General features: G+C 63.6%; 23 protein-coding genes. 11 read left to right on the top strand and 12 right to left on the bottom strand.

Annotated features, from left to right (window positions below; genetic code table 11):
• Positions 1-22: 22 nt before the first annotated feature.
• Complete coding sequence (locus VGO04_RS15675) at positions 23-562, top strand: NUDIX domain-containing protein (RefSeq protein ID WP_327496883.1); 540 nt, start codon at positions 23-25, stop codon at positions 560-562.
• Here VGO04_RS15675 and VGO04_RS15670 read toward each other — a convergent pair.
• Entirely contained in the window at positions 477-1,301 is an 825-nt protein-coding gene (locus tag VGO04_RS15670; protein ID WP_327496882.1) for a DUF1045 domain-containing protein, read from the bottom strand. The two genes, VGO04_RS15675 and VGO04_RS15670, sit on opposite strands and share 86 nt — an antisense overlap.
• 297 nt (positions 1,302-1,598) lie before the next feature.
• Between VGO04_RS15670 and VGO04_RS15665 the strand changes: the two genes are divergently transcribed.
• Complete coding sequence (locus tag VGO04_RS15665) at positions 1,599-1,988, top strand: PRC-barrel domain-containing protein (RefSeq protein ID WP_327496881.1); 390 nt, start codon at positions 1,599-1,601, stop codon at positions 1,986-1,988.
• Positions 1,989-2,068: 80 nt separating this feature from the next.
• Here the strand turns inward: VGO04_RS15665 and VGO04_RS15660 are convergent, their stop codons facing one another.
• Positions 2,069-3,211 (bottom strand): FAD-binding oxidoreductase, encoded by a 1,143-nt coding sequence (locus VGO04_RS15660; protein WP_327496880.1) that lies wholly within the window; start codon positions 3,209-3,211, stop codon positions 2,069-2,071.
• Between the two features lie 39 nt (positions 3,212-3,250).
• On the opposite strand from VGO04_RS15660, the gene mnmD reads away from it, so the two are divergent.
• Positions 3,251-3,967: a tRNA (5-methylaminomethyl-2-thiouridine)(34)-methyltransferase MnmD gene (mnmD, locus tag VGO04_RS15655; protein WP_327496879.1), complete on the top strand. Its 717-nt coding sequence runs from the start codon at positions 3,251-3,253 to the stop codon at positions 3,965-3,967.
• A 167-nt stretch (positions 3,968-4,134) separates the two neighbouring features.
• Positions 4,135-5,721: a trimethylamine methyltransferase family protein gene (locus tag VGO04_RS15650; protein ID WP_327496878.1), complete on the top strand. Its 1,587-nt coding sequence runs from the start codon at positions 4,135-4,137 to the stop codon at positions 5,719-5,721.
• Positions 5,722-5,806: 85 nt separating this feature from the next.
• Here the strand turns inward: VGO04_RS15650 and VGO04_RS15645 are convergent, their stop codons facing one another.
• Positions 5,807-6,256, bottom strand: coding sequence for a host attachment protein (locus tag VGO04_RS15645; RefSeq protein WP_327496877.1), 450 nt, complete (start codon positions 6,254-6,256; stop codon positions 5,807-5,809).
• Positions 6,257-6,383: 127 nt separating this feature from the next.
• Positions 6,384-7,058: a YafY family protein gene (locus VGO04_RS15640; RefSeq protein WP_327496876.1), complete on the bottom strand. Its 675-nt coding sequence runs from the start codon at positions 7,056-7,058 to the stop codon at positions 6,384-6,386.
• A gap of 177 nt (positions 7,059-7,235) precedes the next feature.
• Here VGO04_RS15640 and VGO04_RS15635 point away from each other — a divergent pair, with 177 nt between their 5' ends.
• The 3 genes from VGO04_RS15635 to VGO04_RS15625 all read left to right on the top strand — a co-directional run bounded on the left by VGO04_RS15635 (position 7,236) and on the right by VGO04_RS15625 (position 10,491).
• Positions 7,236-7,535 carry a hypothetical protein gene (locus VGO04_RS15635; protein ID WP_327496875.1) on the top strand — a complete coding sequence of 100 codons (300 nt, stop codon included), beginning with the start codon at positions 7,236-7,238 and terminating at the stop codon, positions 7,533-7,535.
• Positions 7,536-7,551: 16 nt separating this feature from the next.
• Entirely contained in the window at positions 7,552-8,652 is a 1,101-nt protein-coding gene (locus VGO04_RS15630; protein ID WP_327496874.1) for a DNA alkylation repair protein, read from the top strand.
• A gap of 294 nt (positions 8,653-8,946) precedes the next feature.
• Positions 8,947-10,491, top strand: a complete 1,545-nt coding sequence (locus tag VGO04_RS15625) for a DEAD/DEAH box helicase (protein ID WP_327496873.1) — start codon at positions 8,947-8,949, stop codon at positions 10,489-10,491.
• A 116-nt stretch (positions 10,492-10,607) separates the two neighbouring features.
• Here VGO04_RS15625 and VGO04_RS15620 read toward each other — a convergent pair whose 3' ends face one another.
• From VGO04_RS15620 to VGO04_RS15610, 3 genes are all read right to left on the bottom strand, one after another.
• Complete coding sequence (locus VGO04_RS15620) at positions 10,608-11,486, bottom strand: DMT family transporter (RefSeq protein ID WP_327496872.1); 879 nt, start codon at positions 11,484-11,486, stop codon at positions 10,608-10,610.
• A gap of 178 nt (positions 11,487-11,664) precedes the next feature.
• Entirely contained in the window at positions 11,665-12,120 is a 456-nt protein-coding gene (locus tag VGO04_RS15615) for a GyrI-like domain-containing protein (RefSeq protein ID WP_327496871.1), read from the bottom strand.
• 64 nt (positions 12,121-12,184) lie between these two features.
• Positions 12,185-13,054 carry a LysR family transcriptional regulator gene (locus VGO04_RS15610; RefSeq protein WP_327496870.1) on the bottom strand — a complete coding sequence of 290 codons (870 nt, stop codon included), beginning with the start codon at positions 13,052-13,054 and terminating at the stop codon, positions 12,185-12,187.
• An 80-nt stretch (positions 13,055-13,134) separates the two neighbouring features.
• Between VGO04_RS15610 and VGO04_RS15605 the strand changes: the two genes are divergently transcribed.
• The 4 genes from VGO04_RS15605 (at position 13,135) to VGO04_RS15590 (ending at position 17,625) form a co-directional block, all read left to right on the top strand.
• Positions 13,135-14,211, top strand: a complete 1,077-nt coding sequence (locus VGO04_RS15605) for a YeiH family protein (protein ID WP_327496869.1) — start codon at positions 13,135-13,137, stop codon at positions 14,209-14,211.
• Positions 14,212-14,445: 234 nt separating this feature from the next.
• Positions 14,446-15,840: a circularly permuted type 2 ATP-grasp protein gene (locus VGO04_RS15600; RefSeq protein WP_327496895.1), complete on the top strand. Its 1,395-nt coding sequence runs from the start codon at positions 14,446-14,448 to the stop codon at positions 15,838-15,840.
• 3 nt (positions 15,841-15,843) lie between these two features.
• A complete protein-coding gene (locus tag VGO04_RS15595; RefSeq protein ID WP_327496868.1) occupies positions 15,844-16,782 on the top strand; it encodes an alpha-E domain-containing protein in 939 nt (312 codons plus the stop codon).
• A 15-nt stretch (positions 16,783-16,797) separates the two neighbouring features.
• Positions 16,798-17,625 (top strand): transglutaminase family protein, encoded by an 828-nt coding sequence (locus VGO04_RS15590; RefSeq protein WP_327496867.1) that lies wholly within the window; start codon positions 16,798-16,800, stop codon positions 17,623-17,625.
• A gap of 52 nt (positions 17,626-17,677) precedes the next feature.
• Here the strand turns inward: VGO04_RS15590 and VGO04_RS15585 are convergent, their stop codons facing one another.
• The 5 genes from VGO04_RS15585 to araD1 form a co-directional block, all read right to left on the bottom strand.
• Positions 17,678-18,346, bottom strand: coding sequence for a hypothetical protein (locus VGO04_RS15585; RefSeq protein WP_327496866.1), 669 nt, complete (start codon positions 18,344-18,346; stop codon positions 17,678-17,680).
• A gap of 280 nt (positions 18,347-18,626) precedes the next feature.
• Positions 18,627-18,995 (bottom strand): nuclear transport factor 2 family protein, encoded by a 369-nt coding sequence (locus tag VGO04_RS15580; protein WP_327496865.1) that lies wholly within the window; start codon positions 18,993-18,995, stop codon positions 18,627-18,629.
• Positions 18,996-19,438: 443 nt separating this feature from the next.
• A complete protein-coding gene (gene araD, locus VGO04_RS15575) occupies positions 19,439-21,184 on the bottom strand; it encodes an L-arabinonate dehydratase (RefSeq protein WP_327496864.1) in 1,746 nt (581 codons plus the stop codon).
• A gap of 53 nt (positions 21,185-21,237) precedes the next feature.
• Positions 21,238-22,671, bottom strand: a complete 1,434-nt coding sequence (locus tag VGO04_RS15570) for an aldehyde dehydrogenase family protein (protein ID WP_327496863.1) — start codon at positions 22,669-22,671, stop codon at positions 21,238-21,240.
• 57 nt (positions 22,672-22,728) lie between these two features.
• A complete protein-coding gene (araD1, locus tag VGO04_RS15565) occupies positions 22,729-23,724 on the bottom strand; it encodes an AraD1 family protein (protein WP_327496862.1) in 996 nt (331 codons plus the stop codon).
• Positions 23,725-23,753: the final 29 nt, after the last annotated feature.

Here is a 23,753-nt window from a genome sequence, read left to right as displayed (position 1 = left end):
GCAAAACGGTCTTAGTTACCGGATGGCTTCAACCAAACGGCATCAGGCGATGAAAACCTACATCCAGAGTATTCGCGAAAAGATCGGGTCCGGCCTCTTGCTCTGCCCATCCGTCGCTGCCGTCATACACAACGCCGATGGGCAGATTTTGTTGCAGGAGAAGGCAAGCGGCGAAGGCTGGAGCCTGCCGGCAGGCGCGATCGAGCCCGGTGAAACGCCTGACGAAGCCGTGATGCGGGAAGTCATGGAAGAGACCGGCCTTCCCCGTCTCGATAGACAGGATCCTCGGCGTCTACGGAGGAACGGCGTTTCGCTACACCTACCCGAATGGCGACCAGGTCGAGTATGTCGTGACCCTGTTCCAATGCCGGATTACCGGCCCGCAGAACCCGATCGCGGACAACGAAACGAAATCGCTCCGGTATTTTTCGCCCACGGACATGCCGCCTCTGGCGCTGCCCTATCCACGCTCGGCCCTATTTGGGAGGTAGATCCGCGACCTGACGGTGCGCCATCAGCGCCGCAACGATCAGCGGCAGGGGACGGGTCGCACCCGAGTTGAGCGACGGATCGGCGGCGGCACGCTTTGCCCGCTCGGCGCGCGCCTTCGTCGCGATCTTGCCGAGCGGATGCTGCGAATGCACCCGCATCGGCGCGCCGGTCTCCTGCTCGACGAAAAGCGCGAGGCTGCCAATGGACAACGGTGCGGCCAGGCACGGATCGAACAGTGCGCGCAACGGTGCCTCCACCTGGCGCAGGGCGTCGTTGGCAAGCGGTCCCGTCAACATCATGTGGAATCGATATTCGTCCATGACATGCGGATCGCCCCAGCGGTGCAGGTTGGAAAACTGCGGCGCCGTGAGCCGATCCGGATCGGAGCGCTCGATCTCGTCCTCCGAGAGCGGCGCACGAAAGACGCTGAATTCCTGGACGACATTGGCCGCCAGCAGATGCATGGCGGTGCTCGGCACCGGCGGCATCAGACCCCAGCACCGGCCGATGCGCGCGATCTCGAGGCGATCGACTTCGAAGGGCGTTTGGGCACCGGCAAAATGCATCAGCGCCTTCAACAGCTGCGATTCCGTCATGTCGGGATGCAGCCGAAAGGGCGACATCATCACCGCATGGAAGCCGAAACGGCGGGGGACGGCCGTGTGATAGGCGATATCAGCGGCACTCAAGCCCGCGACCGAGGGCAGCTCGGCGGGATCGCCGGAGTACACGTTGCGCCCAAGCCAGCTTGCAGCCACCGCGGAAAGCGGGTCGGCCATCGGCGGCGTGAAACAAATGGCGTAGCGCATGAATTGGCTCCGGATGGTCCGTCTGAGCGGGATGAGGAAAAGCGCCTTTCGGTTTTCCGCCCGCATTCCGCTGCGATTTGAAACAATCGATCACGCCCCTGATTGTCGGTCGCCTTGACCCGCATCATCGTGATCCATGGCCGCGTAATAGGTGATTTGCGTGACAGATTGACGAAGTGGGCGGCGCGTCATGCCGTCCCGGCCGCCGCGATGCGCCAAGTTTTTGCGCCAAGTTTTTCGGAACCATCCCGGCGACGAGCCGTTCCCAAGAGGTAACAACAAGGATGGAGAAAAAGCGTGACCTATCACAATGCGAACCTTCAGGACGCCCGCATCAAGGAAACCCATGACCTGATTGCAAGCGACAAGGTTGAAGGCACGAAGGTCTACGGCGCTGACGACAAGCACATCGGTTCGATCGAGCGGGTGATCATCGAAAAGCGCAGCGGCCGTGTCGCCTATGCCGTGCTCGGCTTTGGCGGCTTCCTCGGCATCGGTGAAGACCACTACCCGCTGCCATGGGCGAAGCTGACCTATGACGAGAAACTCGGCGGCTACCGCACGGATGTGACCCGAGATCAGGTCGAGCGCGCGCCGAAGTACCACGGCACCGAGGAATACAATTGGAACCAGGAGAACGGGCGTCGCGTGTACGACTATTACGGCGTGCCGCCTTACTGGATGTAAGGACTGATCAGAAAAGGCATGTTCGAGATCGGGGCTCCGCCGGCGGCGGGGCCCTTTGCCTGACATCCCGCCTTAATGGCTTAAAGATGTTTCTCGCGAAGCGCCGCTATGTGATTCCGGCACAAGAAGGATTCCGGGATTTCGATCGTGTCCCGCTCGGCGATTTCGTCGACGACGAACTGCGCGAGCCGATGCGCGATACCGAAGCTCACCTTGAATCCGCCCGTCAATAAAAAGAGGTTCGGGTGATCCGGGTGTCGTCCAACGGTCGGCTCCCGACCCGCCGATTTCGGCCGCAGGCCGGCCCAGCGTTCCACAACCGGGGCATGCTGAAGGCAAGGAGCGAGTATCGTGGCCCGGCGCAGCAGGTCGTCGAGTTGTTCGTCCGTCGCCAACGGATCGGCGAAACGGTTCTCGCTGGTGCTGCCCACGGCCACATGGCCGTCGTCATGGGCGATGATGTAGACGCCATCCGTGAAAATCACCGGCAGTTCCGGATCGACATCCGCCTTCAGCAGCGCTGCCTGGCCCTTGACTGCGGTGCCGCTTGCAGTCTTCAAAGGAACGGACAAGGCATCAAGCAGCGGGAAACTGCCGACGCCAGCGGCAATGATGCAGTGGTCGAACGTCACGCGGCTGCCGTCCTCGCGCTCAGCCCGGCCGTGCGCCGGATCGATCGCGCGGATACCCGCACCCTCATCGATACGGACGTTGGGTCTTTCCATGAGCGCCGTGCGCAAGGTCGCAAGCACGCGCCGTGGCGACACCCGGCCAGCCAGCGTATCGAACACCACACCGTGCTCGGCAGCATTCGCGCTCAGCCAACCGTCACCCCCCTGGTCCCGGACATGCCAGTGGAACTGCCGGTCGGCTGCACGCCAATTCGTCAGGGCGTCCTGCTCGTGGCCGAGTGCGATGTCACGCAGATGCGGCCTGCCAAGCGGCATCAGCCGGCCGGTACGCCGGTAGCCGGTCGACGTTCCCGTCTCGGCTTCGAGCTCGGCTATCTCCCGCTCCAGCGAAACCAGGGCATCAAACTGAAATTGTTTCTTGGCGTTCCAGCGGTCGGGCATATGCGGCATGAGGGCCCCAAGCAGCCCGCCGCTTGCGCCAGATCCGAGGCGTTCCCGCTCGACGAGATGCACGGTCATGCCCGCACGCGCAGCCGTCAGGGCGGCCCAAAGCCCCATGATGCCACCGCCGACGACCAAAAGCTCGCTCATCGATTGACCTTCTCCGGCGGGCGGATTATCGCCTCTGCCATGACAGCACCCGCAGACCCGATCGAGCCCCCGTCGCACCAGAACCTTGATTGGCACGAGGGCGATATGCCCTATTCCCGGGAGTTTGGCGATCACTTTTATTGCCGCACCGACGGCCGGCTGGAGTGCGGCCACGTGTTCCTGTCCGGCAACGGCCTGCCCGATCGTTGGACCGGTACTGGTGGGTTCACGATCGGCGAACTCGGCTTCGGCACCGGCCTCAATTTCTGCGAGACCTGGCGGCAGTGGAAGACGACGGCCACCGCCGGTGACCGGCTGCATTTCGTGTCCTTCGAACGGTTCCCGATGGCGGCCGACGAGATCTCGCGCGCACTCAGCCAGTGGCCGGAAATCGAGGCCGAACGCCAGGCGCTGGTCGCCCGCTGGCCAGCTGAGCGCGACGGCAATGTCCACATCGAGTTCGACGATGGCGTGCGCCTGACCGTCGTGTGCGGCCCGGCACTCAAAGGCGTCGCCGAGACCGAACTCCGGTTTGACGCCTGGTATCTCGATGGCTTCGCGCCCTCGCGCAATCCCGATATGTGGTCAGAAGAACTGATGCGGCTCGTCTTCGAAAAGACCGCGCCCGGCGGTAGCTTTGCCACCTACGCCGCTGCCGGCTTCGTGCGCCGCAATCTTCAGGCATCCGGCTTTGTCGTCGAGAAGCGCAAAGGCTTTGCCGGCAAGCGGGAGATGCTGCGCGGCGACAAGCGCTAGACACCGCCCGCCCCCTGCGGTCACACTCTGACCGACCGCGCCGAAGGCCTGCGAGAATGTGTCAGCCAAGCGCTTTACTCCACAAGAGGCCTGAACTGTCGCAAATGGCGGGCCATCCTCGGCCAGAATCTGCGACACACACGCATCGGCAACGCGGTGGGTCCTCCATGAACGACGATCAGTTTCCGGACGCAGCAACGGGTGATGCAGCCTCGACGCCACTGGAGCGGCGACGCCGCCCTGGCGGGCGCGGCGCCGACAGATCCCGCAAAACCCTCAGTGGCAAATATCTCAATCTTGTCAATACGCTGGCGAAGTCCACGGTCCTTTCGGACGATGCGCTTGAAGCGGTTCATGAGGCGTCGCTGACGATCCTTGAAGAGATCGGCATGGACGTCATCCTGCCGGAGGCGCGAGACCGGATGAAGGCCGCTGGCGCCGACGTGACGCCGGGCACCGACCGGGTGCGCTTCGACCGCGGCTTGATCATGGAGATGATCGCACACGCGCCATCAGCCTTCACCATGCATGCCCGCAACTCTGCGCGCAACGTTCAGATCGGCGGCAACAATCTCGTCTTCGCCCAGATCGCCAGCGCCCCCTTCGTGGCCGACCGTGAAGGCGGACGTCGCACCGGCAACCAGGAGGACTATCGCAAGCTGGTGAAGCTCGCGCAGTCCTACGACATCGTCCACACGACAGGCGGCTACCCCGTGGAGCCGGTCGACATCCACGCCTCGGTGCGCCACCTCGACTGCCTGTCGGACATGGTGAAGCTCACCGACAAGGTGTTCCACGTCTATTCGCTGGGGAAGCAGCGCAACACCGACGGCATCGAGATCGCCCGGATCGGTCGTGGCATCTCGATGGAGCAGATGGAGCGCGAGCCCTCGCTCTTTACCATCATCAACACCTCCTCGCCGCTGCGCCTCGACGGGCCGATGCTGCAGGGCATCATCGAGATGTCCTCGCGCAACCAGGTGGTCGTGGTCACCCCCTTCACGCTGGCCGGCGCCATGGCCCCGGTCACGATCGCCGGCGCCCTTGTCCAACAGAATGCCGAGGCGCTCTGCGGCATCGCCTTTACCCAGATGGTCCGGCGCGGCGCACCGGTGATGTACGGCGGCTTCACCTCGAACGTCGACATGAAGACCGGCGCACCCGCCTTCGGCACGCCGGAATACATGAAGGCGGTGATCGCCGGCGGCCAGCTCGCCCGCAGGTACAACATCCCCTACCGCACCTCAAATACCAACGCCGCCAATACGCTCGACGCGCAGGCAGCCTACGAGTCCGCCATGTCGCTCTGGGCCCTGACGCAAGGCGGCGGCAACTTCGTCATGCATGCGGCGGGCTGGACCGAAGGGGGGCTGACGGCCTCATTCGAGAAGTTCATCCTCGACGTCGACATGCTGCAGATGGTGGCGGAGTACCTGACGCCGCTCGATGTCAGCGAGGATGCGCTGGGCCTTGACGCCGTGCGTGACGTCGGCCCCGGCGGCCACTATTTCGGCACGCTGCACACGCTGCAGCGCTACGAGACCGCCTTCTATTCGCCGATCCTGTCGGACTGGCGCAACTTCGAGACCTGGACGGAAGCCGGCCGGCCGACGACCTACGACCATGCCAACCGGATCTTCAAGCAGAAGCTCAACGAGTATGAGCGTCCACCACTCGATCCGGCAATCGAGGAAGAACTCGACGCCTTCGTTGCCAAGCGTAAGGCGGAAGGCGGCGTCCCGACGGATTTCTGACGGGACACCGCTGAAGTGGCGGAGGCTATCGCCATTCGGCAAAACCCCGCCCTCTCGAGCCTCGCGGCCAGCCCAGGGCAACCGCTTAAGGAAAGACAGCAGCTCGCGCCGTGGCGATCAGTTGCTCCGTGGTCGCGGCCACGCAATTGCGGTCGATTTCGGCAACGGTCCGGTCCCTGACATGGGCGGAGAGTTGTTTTCTGAGATCGCCGAGGGTCCGCGGTGCGGCGCAGATGACCAGGCTGTCGAAAGCGTGGTCGGCGGCATAACTTTCGAGCCTCTCGGCGACGTCTGCAACGAAACGCTGTTGCTCCTCGCGAACGGGGTCGCTCTTGTATTCCATGGCGGAGCGGCCGTGGCCAACGGACGAATGCGACCGCCCGGGCTTGTCGGCCATGATGTCCTGAACGCGCTTGGGTTCGGTGTGAAAGGTTTCCTCGTCCGGCCGCTGGCGCTCCTCCTTCAACAGGTTGACGCCCTTGACGATGCGCGCGGTATTGCCGTCCGCGGCCAATATCCATGTCCGGTTCTGCACGATTGTCTCCCAATGATTGGTGTGGATCGTGGCGGGCCGAAGAGGCCCTTTAAAAGAAACGCGCGAAGCCTGGTTCGGTTCCCACGCGGCACCGCGCGACACAAATTATTTGCGATTGAAACGACGATCACATCCGCGCCAGATAGGCCTCGAAACTGCGCTCCGGCGTCGGCTTGAAGCGTTCACGCGAAACGCGCAACGAGCCGATCCTGTCGACCCGAAAATCGCGAAAGTCCTGGCGCAGCTCACACCAACCGGTCAGCAGCCAGGCATGACCGAAAACGCTCAAACCCAGCGGCCAGATTGTGCGTTCCGAGTGCTCGTCCTTGAGGCTGTCATATCCAAGGTGAAGCTTGCGACGCTCGGCGATCGCCTGGCGCACCTCGCCCAGCAGGACCGGCGGTTCCGGCTGCAGCGCGGAGCGAAAAGCCCGCAGCGGTGCCGCCGTCAGCCGCTGGCGATGTTCGGGCGGCAGGCCATGGGCGATCTTCTCCATCGCCTCGCGCGCCGCCTGGGCAAGCCGCCCGTCACCGAGCATCTGCACTGCGCGGGTGCCGAAGGCGAGCGCCTCGAGCTGCTCGAAAGTGAAGGCAAGCGGCGGCGCATCGAAGGCCTCGCGCAGAAGGTAGCCAACGCCGCGCTCGCCGTCGATCGGCGCGCCCGACGCGATCAGATGCTCCATGTCGCGGTAGATGGTGCGTTGCGCCACCTCCATCTTCTCGGCAATTTCCCGCGCCGTCATCACCCGGCCGGTGGCGCGCATCAGCTGGATGATCCGGAACAGTCGATCGGCGGGTCTCATGACACGGAACTCCCTGCTACGTGATCCCCAAGGCGTGAACGACCTTCGGAAAAACATCCAGATTTCATAGCGTTACCGCGGGTTTTGAGCGTCGACAAGGTACGTAACCATCGGTAATGGCCATAAGGCTGTCAGTTGCCTCATGTTAAATCAAGAGGCAACCGAATGGAGCAGGACATGACCAGCGACAACATCCTCGAACTTGCCGTCTGCATCGTAATCGACAAACCGGCCGCGCTTGCGGCTCGCCGCCGGGCGATGCAGGCCGTCTCGCGCTATCCCGGCTTCATTTCCTGGCGGGCCGTTGATTCCTGCGAGACGTCGGGCATGCTTGCGGATCTGGTCGAGTGGGAAACGCTGGAGGCCGCGCAATCGGCTGGCGACCGCGTTCGCATCGACCCGGATTTCGCACCCTATGCCGCCACGATCAGCGCGGTCATGTTGGTGCAGCATTTTAACGCCGGTCAGAAGATCTGAGAGGAAGCGCCTGAGCATGCCCGAACCGCTGAAGAACCTGCTACACCCCGGCGTCGTCACGGGCATTGCCGCGACCATCGGTCGGAACTTCGCCGACTTCGACCGGGACATGTTCCTGGCGCTCGCGGGAGACGGACTTGAGGCGCTGGAGTTGATGCAGCGGTCGCTGAAAATCCGCGATGCGCTGGTCGAAACCCTGCCGCAGGGCTTTCGTGAAGCCGGGGCCATTATCGAGGCGTGCCTGCCGCACGACGGCAGGGCCGGCATCAGCGGCTGGGCTCTGCTGCCGGTCAGCCAGTACATTGCCTTGCGTGGCCTTGACGACTTCGACCTGTCCTTGTCGCTGCTGCGTGCCCTGACCCCGCATTTCACGGCCGAGTTCGGCATCCGCGTCTTCATCGACCGCGACCAGGATCGCGCGCTTGCAACGATCCGCTCCTGGACGGACGACGCCGACCACCATGTCCGGCGGTTGGCCAGCGAAGGTACGCGCCCGCGCTTGCCCTGGGCGATGCGATTGCCGAAGCTTGTCCGTGATCCGGGCCCGATCCTGCCGATCCTGACGGCGCTTCTCGACGATCCCGAGGACTATGTGCGCCGTTCGGTCGCCAACAGCCTCAACGACATCGCCAAGGACCATCCCGACCGGGTGGCCGCCTTCGTTGCCGAGCACATCGGCAGCGCCTCGGCGGAACGCCGCCAGCTTTTGCGCCACGCCTCGCGCACACTGTTAAAACAGGGGCATTCGGCTGCGCTCGCAAATTTCGGTTTTGCAGCCCCTTCCGGCATCGATGCCAGCCTCTCGCTCGACCGCGCGAAAATCGTGCTCGGCGAGAGCCTCGGCCTGCGCCTTGCCGTCAGCCATGATGCCGATACGAGCCAGACGGTGATGATCGATTACGCCGTGCACCATCGCAAGGCGAACGGCACGACATCGCCGAAAGTGTTCAAGTGGACATCGGCGACACTTGCACCCGGCGGCGCGATCGAGATCGAGAAACGCCATGCCATCCGGCCGATCACCACCCGCCGCTATTACCCCGGCGCGCATCGCATCGTCGTTCTCGTCAACGGACAGGAAGCGGCCGAAGCCGGCTTCGATCTCGCGCTGGAATAGGCCCCATTTCGCACCTGCGAAAAGATGTACCTTGACTTTTTCGTCCAAAACAACGACATGGTGCCCAGCGTCACCTTCCGGCCGCCGCGTGAGCGCGCCCTCGGCAACACAGAAAGCCGTGAAGAAGGATAAGCGCACCCATACGCCGTAAGCGGCGACAGCACAGGCGCTTGACGACTTTTTCTTAACCCACAAGTTCCCAATTCACGCGGGGTTCTTGACGTCGAACGATACCGGAACAGCAAGGATGCGGTTCCGGCGAATGCGTTTGGCGCCCCCAAAAGGTATATGCATTTGTCCACCTTTAAAGATCTTGGTCTTTCCGAACACATTCTGGAGACCCTGTCTGCCAACGGCTTCGAAAAGCCGACGCCGATCCAGGCCCAGGCTATCCCGCTCGTCCTGAAGGGCAACGATCTCATCGGTCTCGCACAGACCGGCACCGGCAAGACGGCCGCCTTCGGCCTGCCGATGATCGAAAAGCTCGTTGCCGAAGGCAAGCGCCCCGATCCGCGCAACATTCGCGCGCTCGTGCTGGCGCCGACCCGCGAACTGGTCAACCAGATCGCTGCCAACCTCAAGCTGTTCGTCAAGAAGTCGCCGCTGAAGATCGGCGTTGTCGTCGGCGGCGTCTCGATCAACAAGCAGACCGAACAGCTCGCCCGCGGCGTCGACATCCTCGTCGCGACCCCCGGCCGCCTGCTCGACCTCGTCGCCCGCAAGGCAGTGACCCTCACCCAGGGGCGCTACCTGGTGCTTGACGAAGCCGACCAGATGCTCGACCTCGGCTTCATCCACGATCTGCGCAAGATTTCCAAGCTCGTACCGAAGAACCGTCAGACGCTTCTGTTCTCGGCCACCATGCCGAAGCAGATCGCCGAACTCGCCGGCGAATATCTGACCGACCCGGTCAAGGTTCAGGTCACGCCTCCGGGCAAGGCTGCCGACAAGGTCGAGCAGTATGTTCACTTCGTTCCGGGCAAGGACCTGAAGACGACCATTCTGAAGAAGACGCTGACCGAGAACCCGGACGGTCTGTCGCTGATCTTCAGCCGCACCAAGCACGGCGCCGAGAAGCTGATGAAGCATCTCGACCACGTCGGCTTCAAGGCCGCCTCGATCCACGGCAACAAGAGCCAGGGCCAGCGCGAGCGTGCGCTCAAGGCTTTCCGTGACGGCGAGATCCGCGTGCTCGTCGCCACCGACGTCGCTGCGCGCGGCATCGACATCCCGGGCGTTACCCACGTCTACAACTACGACCTGCCGGAAGTTCCGGACGCCTATGTTCACCGCATCGGCCGTACCGCCCGTGCCGGCCGCGACGGCATCGCCATTGCGTTCTGCGCGCCGGACGAAATCCGCCTGCTGCGTGACATCGAAAAGCTGATGGGCATCAACATCGCCGTTGCCAGCGGCGAAGCGCCGGCCGACCAGGCGCGTCCTGCCAAGGGCCGCAGCGGCCGTGGCAACAACGGCGCCGGCCACCGCAAGGGCAACGGCGGCGGCCAGCACCAGAACGGCGGCCGTCCTCCGCGCCGCGAGCGCCCGGCCGGCGAACCGGTAGCAGCGACCAGCGGCTTTACCGGCGACGACCTTCTGCGCGACGAGCGTCGCCCGCAGCGCCAGGAGCGCCGCGATCACGGCCATCCGCAGACCGACGGCCGTGGCGAGGGCAACCGCAACCACGAAGGCAAGAAGCACCACGGACGCCCCGGCCAGAAGCAGGGCGACCGCCGCGGCCATGGCGGCCGCAACGAGAACCGCGGTGGCGGCGAGCGTCGCGAAGGCGGCCAGGGCCAGCGTCGCGGCAACGGCGGCAACCGCGGCCACCAGGGCTGATCTTTAGACATAGCTGATGCAGACAGACGGCGGGTCCTTGCGGCCCGCCGTTTCTGTTTTTGCTTACGCGCAAATCGCTATCGCAAAATCCGCCGCACCGTTTTGCGAGACATGCCCTATGTCCGCTGCTTGCGGTTGGTGAGGTAGACACCGGCAACGGCAATCACCGTGCCGATGACCATCGGCAGCGTCAGCGCCTCGCCGAAGAAGAGCCACGCCTGCACGGCGGCAAGCGGCGGCACGAGGTAGATGAGCGATGCCGCACGCGACACCTGGCCGCGCCGGATGAGGTAGAGCAACAGCGCGATCGCCCCCATCGAAAGCCCCAGCACCGACCAGGCGAGCGCAAGCACGACCTGGAGGTTCCAGGTCACGTGCAAGTCCTCCAGCATCAAGGCCAAGGGGACCGTGACGATCAGCGCGCCCAGATATTGAAGTGCTGCGATCGTGCGAATGTCGCCGCTCTGCAGGTGGCGCTTCTGGTAGAGCGTGCCGTAGGTGACGGCCCCCATGCCGAGCACGTTGAGGACAACAGGCAGCATGTGGATCGGCGTCGCACCCGTATCGATCGCCAGCACCTTCGGCAACACGGCAAGCGCGATGCCGAAAAAGCCGAGAACCAGACCGAGCCTCTGCTGCGTGCTCAGCCTCTCGTCGATGACGAAGGCGGCAGCGACGGCCGTCATCAGCGGCTGCAACCCGGCAATGATGCCGGAGATACCGGCAGGCACCCCCTGCCCGATCGCCCACCAGACGGAGGCGAGATAGAGCCCGTGCAGGAACATGCCCGACACCACGGCGTGGCCTGCCATTGCGAAGGACTTGGGCCACCGCGCACCGGTGGCGAGGCAGAAGAGAATGAAAAGCACGATCGCCAGCGTGTAGCGCAGCACCAGGAAGGTCAGCGGATCGGCATAGACGGCAGCATATTTCGCCACGACCCAGCCGGTCGACCAGAGCAGAACGAAGATGGCGGGAGCCAGACGGGCGAGCATGGGGATATCCGGGCAACGGGCAGATCGGCGCCTACAGCCCGCTCGCCGAAGACGGCTTCAAGTCGCTGTAATACGTTGATCTACTAAGTGAATTCGGCCCAAATCCTGATGATTTAAGCATTCACGCAAGTAGAGGCGCACGCGCTGATGGTCAAAGCAATTTTTCTGATGGAAAGGATCAGCCGATCGGAACCATCAGCCTGAGTGAGGAAAGCGACAACGACACGAAGCCGGGTTCGTATTCCTCGCGAAAGTGCAGCACTCGGGTATCGGCCGCATGCCCCTCAGCTGCGATCCAGTCAAACATTCTCTGGTAATGCGCAAAGACGTCGCCGTGATCAGGATGATGCAGCGCGGTGACGAAACGCATGGACGGCAGGTCAACGTGGCCGGGATGGACCGTCGTCTCAGCCTTGTCTGAGACGTAGCCGACGAGGTAGCGAAACCCGTCCGGCCGATCGTTCCAGGAGAGGCCGATAAGCGTCGCGTGGTCTGCGGGATGAAGGTGCTGGTGATGCGCCTGCATCTCGGCGATCAGCCGGCGCACGGCACCATCTGCGGCTTCGCCGAAGGTCCCTTCCCAGAACGCGCCGGCGATGCGCTCGGCCGGTCTTTCCACGATTTCGAAGGTCATCGCTACCTCTTCGAGCTGCATGGTTCGCCGGTGTCGACCATCACGCAAACAGAACGGTTTCGCTTCAAAGCAGTTCCACAAAGGCGCGCGCCGCATGGCTGAACTGCCTTTCGCGGTGTGTCAGCAATTCGAAGCTCCGCTCCGCCAGCTCGAACGGCAGCTCGACCAACCGACCACTGTCGACGAAGGGCTGGGCGGCAAGCCTGGAGACGGCGGTGACGAAAGGGCCACTGCCAACCGCCGTCAGAACCGCTTCGTTCGACGGTAGCTCAAGCTCGATCTTGAGCCTGTCGACGTCCGCCCCTCGATCTTCCATCGCCTGCAGGAACATCGCCCGGGTGCCGGATCCTTCTTCGCGCAGCACCCAGCGCGCATGGAGCAGCGCTTCGACACTGACCGGAGCGCCGACAAGCGCATGGCCGGGCGCAACATAGACGGCGATGCGGTCGACAGCGACACGGCGGTGGTCAAGCTTGACGCCGTCAACGCGGCCCTCGATGAAACCGAGCTGCGCTGTCCCCTCCTCCACTGCCTCGGCGACGACGGCCGTGTTGCGCACGGTCAGTTTGACGTCGACCTGCGGGTAGTCGTGGGTAAAACGGGCAAGCCGCGCGGGCAGCCAGTAGCTCGCGACCGTCTGGCTGGCGGCAATCGAAAGCTCACCACGGCGCAACTCAGACAGATCGCTGAGACAGGCTGCGGCAGCCCGCGCGCGGGCAAGCACGGCCTGCGCCTCCGGCAGGAAGACCTTTCCCGCCTCCGTCAGCGTCAGGCCGCGCCCAACACGATCGAACAGCCGCACGTCGTGCTGTGTCTCAAGCGCTGCGATTGCCGCACTCGCAGCCGACTGGGTGACGTTCATCGCCTCGGCGGCTTTGGTCATATGCAGGCGCTCGGCGACCGCGACGAAAATTCTGAGCTGGTCGAGTGTCATGTCAAATCAATCGCAAAAATCGATCAGAATGACAAGAATAATCCGTTAGACTGATTTATGGATCGGCGTAGGGTGCGGTCATGTCCAGTTCACATCCTACTTCCCAGACCGTTCTTCCATCCGCCCTCTCCCGTCTGGCCGGCATTTTCCCAGGCCTCATTCTCTGCTCTCTCCTCGCGCTTGCCGCCCTCACCCTGGAATGGCTCGAATGGCGTTTGACGGGCCGGGCGTGGCTCGAAGCACTGGTGCTCGCGATCCTGCTTGGCGCCATCGTCCGCACGCTCTGGACACCCGGCGCCCGCTTCCAGTCTGGCATTCACTTCTCCGCCAAATATCTGCTGGAAGCGGCGATCGTGCTGATCGGCGCGATGTTGAGCTTCGATGCGATCGCAGCGAGCGGACCAACGCTGCTCGTCACCATCGTCGCCATGGTTCTGCTGTCGATCGCGACGGGCTACCTGATCGCCCGGGTGCTCGGCCTGCCGAAACGCCTGGCGACGCTGATCGCCTGCGGCAATGCGATCTGCGGCAACTCGGCAATTGCTGCCGTCGCCCCGGCGATCGGCGCCCGCGGCGAGGAAGTGGCGGCCGCCATTTCCTTCACCGCCATCCTCGGCATCGCCGTCGTGCTGACGCTGCCCTTTGTCGGCGGCTGGCTCGGCATGACGCCACAGGGCTACGGCGTCTTTGCCGGTCTGACGGTCTATGCGGTGCCGCAGGTGCTGGCAGCGGCCAGCCCCTTCAGTGCGCTCTCGGTTCAGGTCGGGACGCTCGTCAAGCTCGTGCGCGTACTGATGCTCGGCCCCGTCGTCTTCTGCTTCTCGCTGATCAGCGGGCGCAATCAGCATCCCATTGAGGGCGATTGCCGGAAAAAGGGGCTGCTTGCCACCGTCACCCACTTCGTTCCCTGGTTCATCCTCGGCTTCCTCGCGATCGCGATCGCCCGTAACAGCGGCGCGATCCCCGATGCGGTCGCAACGGGTGCGGTAAAGATCTCCACCTGGCTGACCGTCATCGCCATGGCCGCCCTTGGGCTTGAGGTCGACATCCGCTCACTGGCCCATGCCGGCCCGCGCGCCAGTGCCGCGGCCATACTGTCGCTGCTGCTCTTGTGCATTCTCTCGGCATTGGCGATCGCCTGCCTGGGTCTCGGCTAGGCGCCGGACCCCCGCTTAACTTTAGAGCATATGCATATTTTCTGACCGGTCGGCCGCCTTGCCTTTCGGCGGGCGAGGACCGTTGCCCTGTCATTGGGCAGTTTTTGCCTTGGAGGAGCGAAAGGAGGCGCGCCAACTTTCTTTTCGGGCGACTGAGCACGCTTCTTGCATTGCAACCAGCGTTGTACTCAAATGGTCAAAAATAAGGGGACCACGCCTTTGGCATTTGACGAAATGATGAATGCGGACAGCAGTCCGCGCCAGCCATATTCGACCTATCATGATTGGTATGCCAGCCAGGACAAAAATCGGCTCATAGCGAAATCCCGGGAAGCCGAGAACATCTTCCGGAAAACCGGCATCACCTTTGCGGTCTACGGACACGCGGACTCCTCCGAAAAGCTCATCCCCTTCGACCTCATCCCCCGCATCATTTCCGGCCGCGAATGGCGCAAGCTCGCCCAAGGCATCGAACAGCGGGTCATCGCGCTCAACGCCTTCCTTGACGACATCTACCACAAGCAGGAAATCATCCGCGCCGGCCGCATCCCGCGCGACCTGATCGAAAAGAACGTGGCCTTCCTGCCGCAGATGATCGGCTTCCGTCCGCCGGGCGGCGTCTATACCCACATCGTCGGCACCGACATCGTGAGGACCGGCGAAGACCAGTTCTATGTGCTGGAAGACAATGCCCGCACCCCGTCCGGTGTCAGCTACATGCTGGAAAACCGCGAAACGATGATGCAGATGTTCCCGGAACTCTTCCATCAGAACCGCGTGCGCCCGGTCGAAAACTACCCCTATCTCCTGCGCCAGAGCCTGGCGTCGCTTGCCCCTCCCGGCTGCAGCGGCAAACCGCGCGTGGCGGTACTGACACCCGGCATCTACAACTCCGCCTTCTACGAACACGCCTTCCTCGCCGACCAGATGGGCGTCGAACTGGTCGAGGGATCGGACCTGCGCGTCATCGACGGCAAGGTGAAGATGCGCACCACCCGCGGCTACGAGGCGATCGACGTGCTCTACCGCCGCGTCGACGACGACTTCCTTGACCCGCTCACCTTCCGCCCGGATTCGGCCCTTGGCATTCCCGGCATCATGGACGTCTACCGCGCCGGCAACATCACGATTGCCAACGCCCCCGGCACCGGCATTTCCGACGACAAGGCGATCTATTCCTACATGCCCGAGATCGTCGAGTTCTACACCGGCCGCAAGCCGCTCTTGGAAAACGTGCCCACCTGGCGCTGTTCCGAACCGCAGAGCCTGAAATACGTGCTCGAGCACCTGGAAGAGCTGGTGGTCAAGGAAGTGCACGGCTCCGGCGGTTACGGCATGCTGGTAGGCCCGACGGCGACCAGGAAGGAACGCGCCATCTTCGCCGAGAAGCTGAAAGCCCGCCCGACCAATTACATCGCCCAGCCGACGCTTTCCCTTTCCACCGTGCCGATCCTTGTCAACAAGGGCATTGCGCCCCGGCACGTCGACCTTCGCCCCTATGTCCTCGTCTCCGACAAGGTCCAGATCATCCCCGGCGGCCTGACGCGCGTGGCGCTGAAAGCCGGTTCGCTCGTCGTGAACTCCAGCCAGGGTGGCGGGACCAAGGACACCTGGGTGCTGGAGGACTGAGACATGCTTGGAAGAACTGCAAACGGCCTCTACTGGATGTTCCGCTACATCGAGCGGGCGGAAAACAGCGCCCGGCTGATCGATGCCGGCCTGCGCATGTCGCTGACCCGCAGTGAAGCGGCCGAAGACGACTGGGACGGGGTGCTGCAGAGCGCCGGCGTCCGGGAACTCTATGACGAAGTGCACGAGAAGCTGACGAGCATCGATGCGATCGACTTCCTGCTGCGCGACCGCGCCAATCCGTCGAGCGTGATGTCCTGCATTGAGGCGGGCCGCCACAATGCCCGCATGGTGCGCACGGCGCTGACGCGCGAGACCTGGGAAGCGACCAACGAGTGCTATCTCGAGATGAAGGCGATGCTTTCCAAGAAGGCGCGCCCGGCCGACATGCCCGAGATCATCGACATGATCAAGCGGCGCGCCGGCCTCATCCGCGGCGCCTTCCACGGCACGATGCTCAGGAACGAGATCTTCAACTTCTCGCGCATCGGCACCTTCATCGAGCGTGCCGACAACACCGCCCGAATCCTCGACGTGAAGTACTACGTGCTTCTGCCGGCGGTCGCCGCCGTCGGCTCGTCGATGGACAACGTGCAGTGGGAATCGATCCTGCGCTCGGTCTCGGCGCACCGCGCCTATGGCTGGGTCTATGATGCCGAGCTTCGTCCCGCCAATATCGCCGATTTCCTGATTTCCAACGGCCGCATGCCGCGCTCGCTCGCCTATTGCTACGAGAAGATCGCCAGCAACCTCGGCTATCTCGAGCGCGAATACGGTGAACGCCACGCCGCCCATGAGACGGCCGACCGCACGCTCGCATCGCTGCGCAGCCAATCGATCAAGGACATCATGGACCAGGGGCTGCACGAGTATCTTGAGGACTTCATCAGCCACAACAACCGTCTGGGACAGGAAATCTCCGACGGTTATCGGTTCTATTGAGTTCGGAGGGATGGCATGCACCTGAAGATCAGCCACACGACCGAATATCACTATGACGAGCCCGTGCAGTATGCGCTTCAGCGCCTGCGGCTGACGCCGCTGACTCAAGTGGGCCAGACCGTGCTCGGCTGGGAGACCCTCGTCGATGGCGCGGCGATCGAAGTGAGCTACGACGACCACTTCGGCAATCGGGTTCACCTCGTCAGCATCGACGGCGATCGCGAGGCGATCCGCATCACTGCGTCAGGTGAGGTTCATACCGAAGACCGCGCCGGCGTGTTCGGACCGCACCAGTCCTATGTGCCGCTCTGGCTGTTTGCGCGCGAAACGCCGCTCACCAAGGCCGGCAAGCTGGTCCGGGAACTGGCCAAATCCGCGGAAGGCGAAACCGACCTTGCGCGCATGCACGCGTTGATGGGGTCGATCCACGAGGCGGTGGAGTACAAGCCCGGCGAGACCCACGCGGAGACCACCGCCGAGGATGCGCTCGAAAGCGGCAGCGGCGTCTGCCAGGACCACGCCCATATCCTGATTGCGGCAGCGCGCTCGCTCGATCTGCCGGCACGCTACATCTCGGGCTATTTGATGATGGAAGGGCATCCGGAACAGACCGCCAGCCACGCCTGGGCCGAGGTGCATCTCAACGGCCTCGGCTGGGTCGGCTTCGACGCGGCCAACAAGATTTGCCCGGATGATCGCTATGTCCGCATCGCCTCCGGCCTCTGCTATCGCGACGCCGCCCCGATCTCCGGCCTCGTCCATGGCGAGGCAAAGGAAACGCTGAAGGTGTCGGTCACCGTCGAAAAGCAGCATCAAAGCCAGAGCCAGTCGCAAAGCCAGTAGGTGCCTGACGGGACGCAGGTCGCGTCCCGTCGCTCCAAATCAAGGCTGCCCGTTACCGCGAGGCACTCGCCTGCAGGATCCGGCAGAGCGAAACCAGACTGCTGTCATAACCGCCACCAACGACATCGCGGCAACGCTTGATCAGTTTCACCCGTTCGCTGGCGGGCAGTGCGTTGAAGGCAGCCATCGAAGCGCGCGGAGAAACCACACCGCCGGAACCGCTGCCCGTGCCGCCGCCGACGCTGCCGCCACCCCCGGAGCTCCCGCCGCCGGAGCCTGTTCCAAGCCCCAGGCCGAGCCCAAGCCCGACACCGTTGCCGCCACCTGCTTTGGCGTTGATGCCTGCGGTCAGGCCGTTCTTGCCGCCGACGCCGGCGTTGACCGACGTATTGAGCCCTTCGCCGCCGCCGAGACCGATATCCGCATCGGCGTTGATACCGCCGCTTCCGCCGGCGCTCGCCCGCACGTCGGCGTCGACCCCTTGCGAACCGCCGACAGACGCGTTGGCGTTAGCATTCACCCCGTTCGCACCGCCAAGCGACGCGTCGACGTCGGCCTTAAGTCCGGTCGAGCCGCCAAGTCCGACATTGGCGTTCAGTCCGTTCGAACCACCGACGGACACGCCGATGCCGAGACCGTTGGCATTCTGAGAAAGCACGGGGGCAGAAAAAGTAACCGTCGCAAGAAGACCGAGCGACAACGCAAGAACATTCCTCCGCATGATCGTCCTCCTATTCAGGCTCAGGGCCGGAATGGCCCCGGCAAATGGGATACGTCGGAGGATTGCTGCCGGTTGCAGCGGACGCGCTGGAAATGGAGGCTTTCACCCGTCGTGGATAACACGAGGCGAAGATGCGGCCGGATGCGTGCCTTTTCGAAACGACGAGCTCTGAGCCACTGAGTTATTGGCTGTCGCGACGACAACCGGCAGACCGCCGGCACGGACGTGCTTTTGCAAGTATGCGCGATGGTCGATGCGACAGCCGCCACGCGGCGCCAACTCACCTGAGGCTGGCCAATGGACCGAAAAAGCCGATGACACGTGTTATTCGGGTCTGGCCTGGATCGAGGAATGCTATGTCCAGACCCTCTGGAAAGGATGATCCATCGGGCATGACAAATCGCCATGCGAAGCGTGTAACCCCATGATGAACGTCCACGTCACTTGTCCGCGTGATGCGTGCGCCCGGATGCTTGGCCTGAATTCCTGCTATGTGCGCGAGCAGTTCTTCTGCGCCGGCGGCATGAACCGTTGGATCCGTGTAGGTTGCGCCATCGGCCCAGATCGGCATCAACAGCGCCCGCCTCTGTCCGGCGTCCTCCGACGACCAGGCAGCACAATAGGAATCGATGAGATCTGTTAACGTCACGCTTCTTCACTCCCGTAGATCATAGGTACTGAACGGCCCTTGCGACCAGGCCGGTAGCCACTCGGAACACCACCGCGGCCGCCCATGCAGCAGGCACGCACGTCGCTGGGGGAAACTATGACGGGGACGGCGTGACGCCAATACATACGGCGCGGTAAGTGGTTACCCGCAGGTAAGCGAGATGAACAAGTCGGCGGACAAGGGCTTCAAAGCACCCATGAGGATGGTCGCAGGGAAGTGCCCACACGAGGCTTATGTCGCTGGACAACTCGCATCGGGCGACGATGTCTGCGGGTGCGTGCGCCGACCCTGCGCAGCCTGACGGCGGCATCCCTGATGCCGCACTTGGTGACCGTCGCACCGCAACCACGGTGCGACGATCGACCTTTGCGCGCCTGAAATGACGCGGCGCGAGCGGACACGCCGCTCGCACGCCGACAGCATTAGTGGCTGTCGCGGTTCATCGGGATTTCGGCGCCGCGCGGACCGACGAGGAAGTCGAGGTCTGCACCGGTATCCGCCTGCATCACGCTCTTGACGTAGAGGCCGGCATAACCGCCCTTGAGCGGCTGTACCGGCGACACCCAGGCCGCACGACGGCGTGCAAGCTCTTCGTCGGAGACGTCGAGATGGATGGTGCGGGCGGGCACGTCGACGGCGATCATGTCGCCATTCTGAACCAGCGCCAGCGGTCCACCGTCGGCAGCTTCCGGTGCCGTGTGCAAGATGACGGTGCCATAGGCAGTCCCCGACATGCGCGCATCCGAAATGCGGATCATGTCGGTCACGCCCTTCTTCAAGACCTTCGGCGGTAGGCCCATGTTGCCGACCTCGGCCATGCCGGGATAACCCTTCGGACCGCAATATTTCAGCACCATCACGCAGGTCTCGTCGATGTCGAGATCGTCGCGGTTGATGCGGGCGTGGTAGTCCTCGATGCTCTCGAACACGACAGCACGACCCTTGTGCTGCATCAGGTGCGGTGAAGCGGCAGACGGCTTCAGCACGCAGCCCTTCGGCGCAAGATTGCCGCGCAGTACCGCGATGCCGCCCGACTTCGTCAGCGCCTTTTCGCGCGGCACGATGACGTCGTCGTTGTAGTTGACCACATCCTTGACGCCGTTCCAGATCGTCTCACCGGTGACGGTGAGCGCATCCTTGTGCAGCAGGCCCATTTCGCCGACCGCCTTGATGACAACAGGCAGGCCGCCGGCATAGTAGAATTCCTCCATCAGGTGCTTGCCCGATGGCTGCAGGTTGACGATCGTCGGCACGTCGCGGCCGAGGCGATCCCAGTCATCGAGGCTAAGATCGATACCGACACGTCCGGCCAGCGCCAGAAGGTGCAGCACGGCATTGGTCGAGCCACCGACGGCACCGTTGACGCGGATGGCGTTTTCGAAGGCTTCCTTGGTCAGAATGTCCGAGGGCTTCAGGTCCTCTTTCACCATGTCGACGATACGGCGACCGGAGAGCTGCGAGATCACCCGGCGACGGGCGTCGACCGCGGGGATCGCCGCATTGCCGGGCAAGGTCATGCCAAGCGCTTCGGCCATCGACGCCATGGTGGAAGCCGTGCCCATAGTCATGCAGCTGCCGGCGGAGCGCGCCATGCCCTGCTCCGCATCCATGAACTCCTCAAGCGACATCTCGCCGGACTTCACCATTTCGGAGAACTGCCAGATCGCCGTGCCGGAGCCGACATCCTTGCCGCGCCACTTGCCGTTCAGCATCGGGCCGCCGGAGACGAGAATGACCGGGATGTCGACGCTGGCCGCGCCCATCAGCAGGCTCGGCGTGGTCTTGTCGCAGCCGCCAAGCAGCACGACGCCATCGACCGGATTGCCGCGGATCGCCTCTTCGACGTCCATAGCCGCCAGATTGCGGAACATCATCGCCGTGGGCCTGAGCGTGCTTTCGCCGACGGAGAAGACCGGAAACTCGACCGGGAAGCCGCCGGCCTCATAGACGCCGCGCTTCACCCGCTCGGCGAGATCGCGCAGGTGCGCGTTGCAGGGCGTCAGTTCCGACCAGGTGTTACAGATGCCGATGATCGGCCGACCGTCGAAGGTGTCGGCGGGCAGGCCCTGGTTCTTCATCCAGGAGCGATGCATGATGGCATTCTTGCCGGTGCCGCCGAACCAATCCTGCGACCGCAGCTTGCGCGGCCATTCAGCTTTCTTCTTCATTTTGTCCTTCCTTATGCGGCCCGCGTTATCACGCGGGCCCGTGACGGCACGCTTCAGGCGAGCGTGTAGGCCGTCTTGACGGTGGTGTAGAATTCGGCGGCGTAGCGCCCCTGTTCGCGCGAGCCGTGGGACGAACCCTTTCGGCCGCCAAACGGCACGTGAAAATCGACGCCCGCCGTCGGCAGGTTGACCATCACCATGCCGGCCTCGGCATTGCGCTTGAAATGGGTCGCGTGCTTGAGGCTGGTCGTGGCGATACCCGACGACAGGCCGAAGGGCGTGTCGTTGGCAACGGCAAGCGCCTCGTCGTAATCCTTGACGCGGATGACGGCTGCGACCGGGCCGAAGATCTCCTCTCGGGAAATCCGCATCTGGTTCGTCGCCTCGGTAAACAGGGCCGGCTGCAGATAGAAGCCGGGCGTGTCGCGCTTCAGAAGCTCGCCGCCGAAGGCGAGCTTGGCGCCTTCCTGGCGACCGATGGCGATATAGTCGGTGTCCTGGTTGAGCTGGCTCTCGTCGACCACAGGGCCGATCTGCGTGCCGGCCTTCAAGGCGTCGTCGACGACGAGGCCCTGGATCCGATCGCCCATTGCCTGGACGAAACGGTCGTGGATGCCCTCGGTGACGATGATGCGCGACGACGCGGTACAGCGCTGGCCGGTGGAGAAGAAGGCGGAATTGACCGCCGCCTCGACCGCAATGTTGAGCTCGGCATCGTCGAGCACGACGAAGGGGTTCTTGCCGCCCATCTCCAGCTGATATTTGCGATTGTGCTCGACCGAGGCCATCGCGACGCGTTTGCCGGTGCCGGTCGAGCCGGTGAAGGTGATCGCGTGCACATCAGGACTGTCGAGCATCGCCTGGCCGACGACGGAGCCCTTGCCCATGACAAGGTTCAGCACGCCTTTCGGCAGGCCGGCACGATGGAGAATGTCGACGATGGCCCAGGAACTGCCCGGCACCAATTCCGCCGGCTTGAAGACGACGGTGTTGCCGTAGCAAAGCGCCGGCGCGATCTTCCAGGCGGGAATGGCGATCGGAAAGTTCCAGGGCGTGATGATGCCGACGACGCCGACCGGCTCGCGGGTGATCTCGACGCCAATGTTTGGGCGCGCCGACGGCAGGACTTCGCCTGCCAACCGCAGGCATTCGCCGGCGAAGAAGTCGAAGATCTGGCTGGCGCGCACGGTCTCGCCGATGCCTTCGGCGAGCGTCTTGCCTTCCTCGCGCGACAACAGCTTTCCGAGCTCGTCCTTGCGGGCGAGGATCTCGTCGGCGGTTTTCCTGAGGATCGCGTGGCGCTCGAGGATGCCGGAACGCGACCAGGCGGGAAAGGCCGCCTTGGCAGCGGCGATCGCCATGCGCGCATCATCGGCCGACGCACGCGCATAGTCGCCGACCACGTCGTTGGTGTTCGAGGGGTTGATGTTGGCGACCCCGTCACCGCCGACCCATTCGCCGGCAATCAGGTTCTGGTGCAATGTCATGGCCTTCAGGCCTCCTTGATATCAGCGCAGGTCGGCCCCTGACGGCCGTTGCTACGATCAGAGCTGCTGGATGGCGACCGGCTCGTCGGCGGCAATCGCAAGCGCATTGCGCAGCGGCAGGCCGAAGCCCGTAGCCTCTATCTCGAACACATCGCCTTCCTCGGTGCGGATGCCGTCGCCGAAAGACAGCGTCGCCGTGCCGAACATGTGAACGTGCACGTCGCCCGGCTGGCGGAACAGGCCGTACTTGAAGTGGTGATGCTCGAGATTGGCGAAGCTGTGCGACATGTTGGCTTCTCCCGACAGGAACGGCTTTTCCCAGAGCACCTTGCCGCCGCGCAGGATGCGCGACATGCCGCGGATATCGTCAGGAGCAACCCCGATGCGGATTTCCGGACCGAAGCTTGCCTGACGCAGCTTCGAGTGTGCCAGCCAGAGATAGTTGACCCGCTCTGTCTTGTGGTCGGAGAACTCGTTGGCAACGGCAAAGCCGATGCGGAACGGCACGCCAGTGTCGGAGATCACGTAGATCCCGGCCATTTCCGGCTCCTCGCCGCCGTCCTCGGCAAAGGCGGGCGAAACGAGGGCATCACCGGGTGCAACGGCACTGGTGCCGTTGCCCTTGTAGAACCATTCCGGCTGCACGCCGGTTTCGCCGGCCTTGGGCTTGCCGCCCTCGAGGCCCATGCGGAACATCTTCATCGAGTCCGTCAGGGTCTCCTCGGCCGCCTTGCTGGTCTTCTTGTGCATGGCGTCGCGGGTGGCCGCCGAGCCGAGATGCGTAAGGCCGGTGCCCGTCAGGTGCAGGTGCGCCGGGTCCGGATGGGTGATCGGCGGCAGGAAGCGTCCCTCCGCATAGGCCTTGTCGAGGTCGATGGCAGCGCCAAGTCCCTTGGCCTCGATCGTCTGCTTCAGGCTGCGTCCGGCATTGGCCGCTTCCAGCGCCAGCGCGTATACGCTTGCAGCGCCGTTGACCACATGCGCGGTTTCACCCGGCGCACGCACCGCAACCACGATCGATCCGTCTTCGTTCCTGATCTGCGAAATCAGCACGATGCTATCCTTCCTGTCGTCGTTCGGGT

Origin of the sequence: Ensifer sp. (assembly GCF_035999185.1) — a bacterium.
Taxonomy (GTDB): Bacteria; Pseudomonadota; Alphaproteobacteria; order Rhizobiales; family Rhizobiaceae; genus Ensifer.
This window is presented reverse-complemented; position numbering and strand designations above follow the sequence as displayed.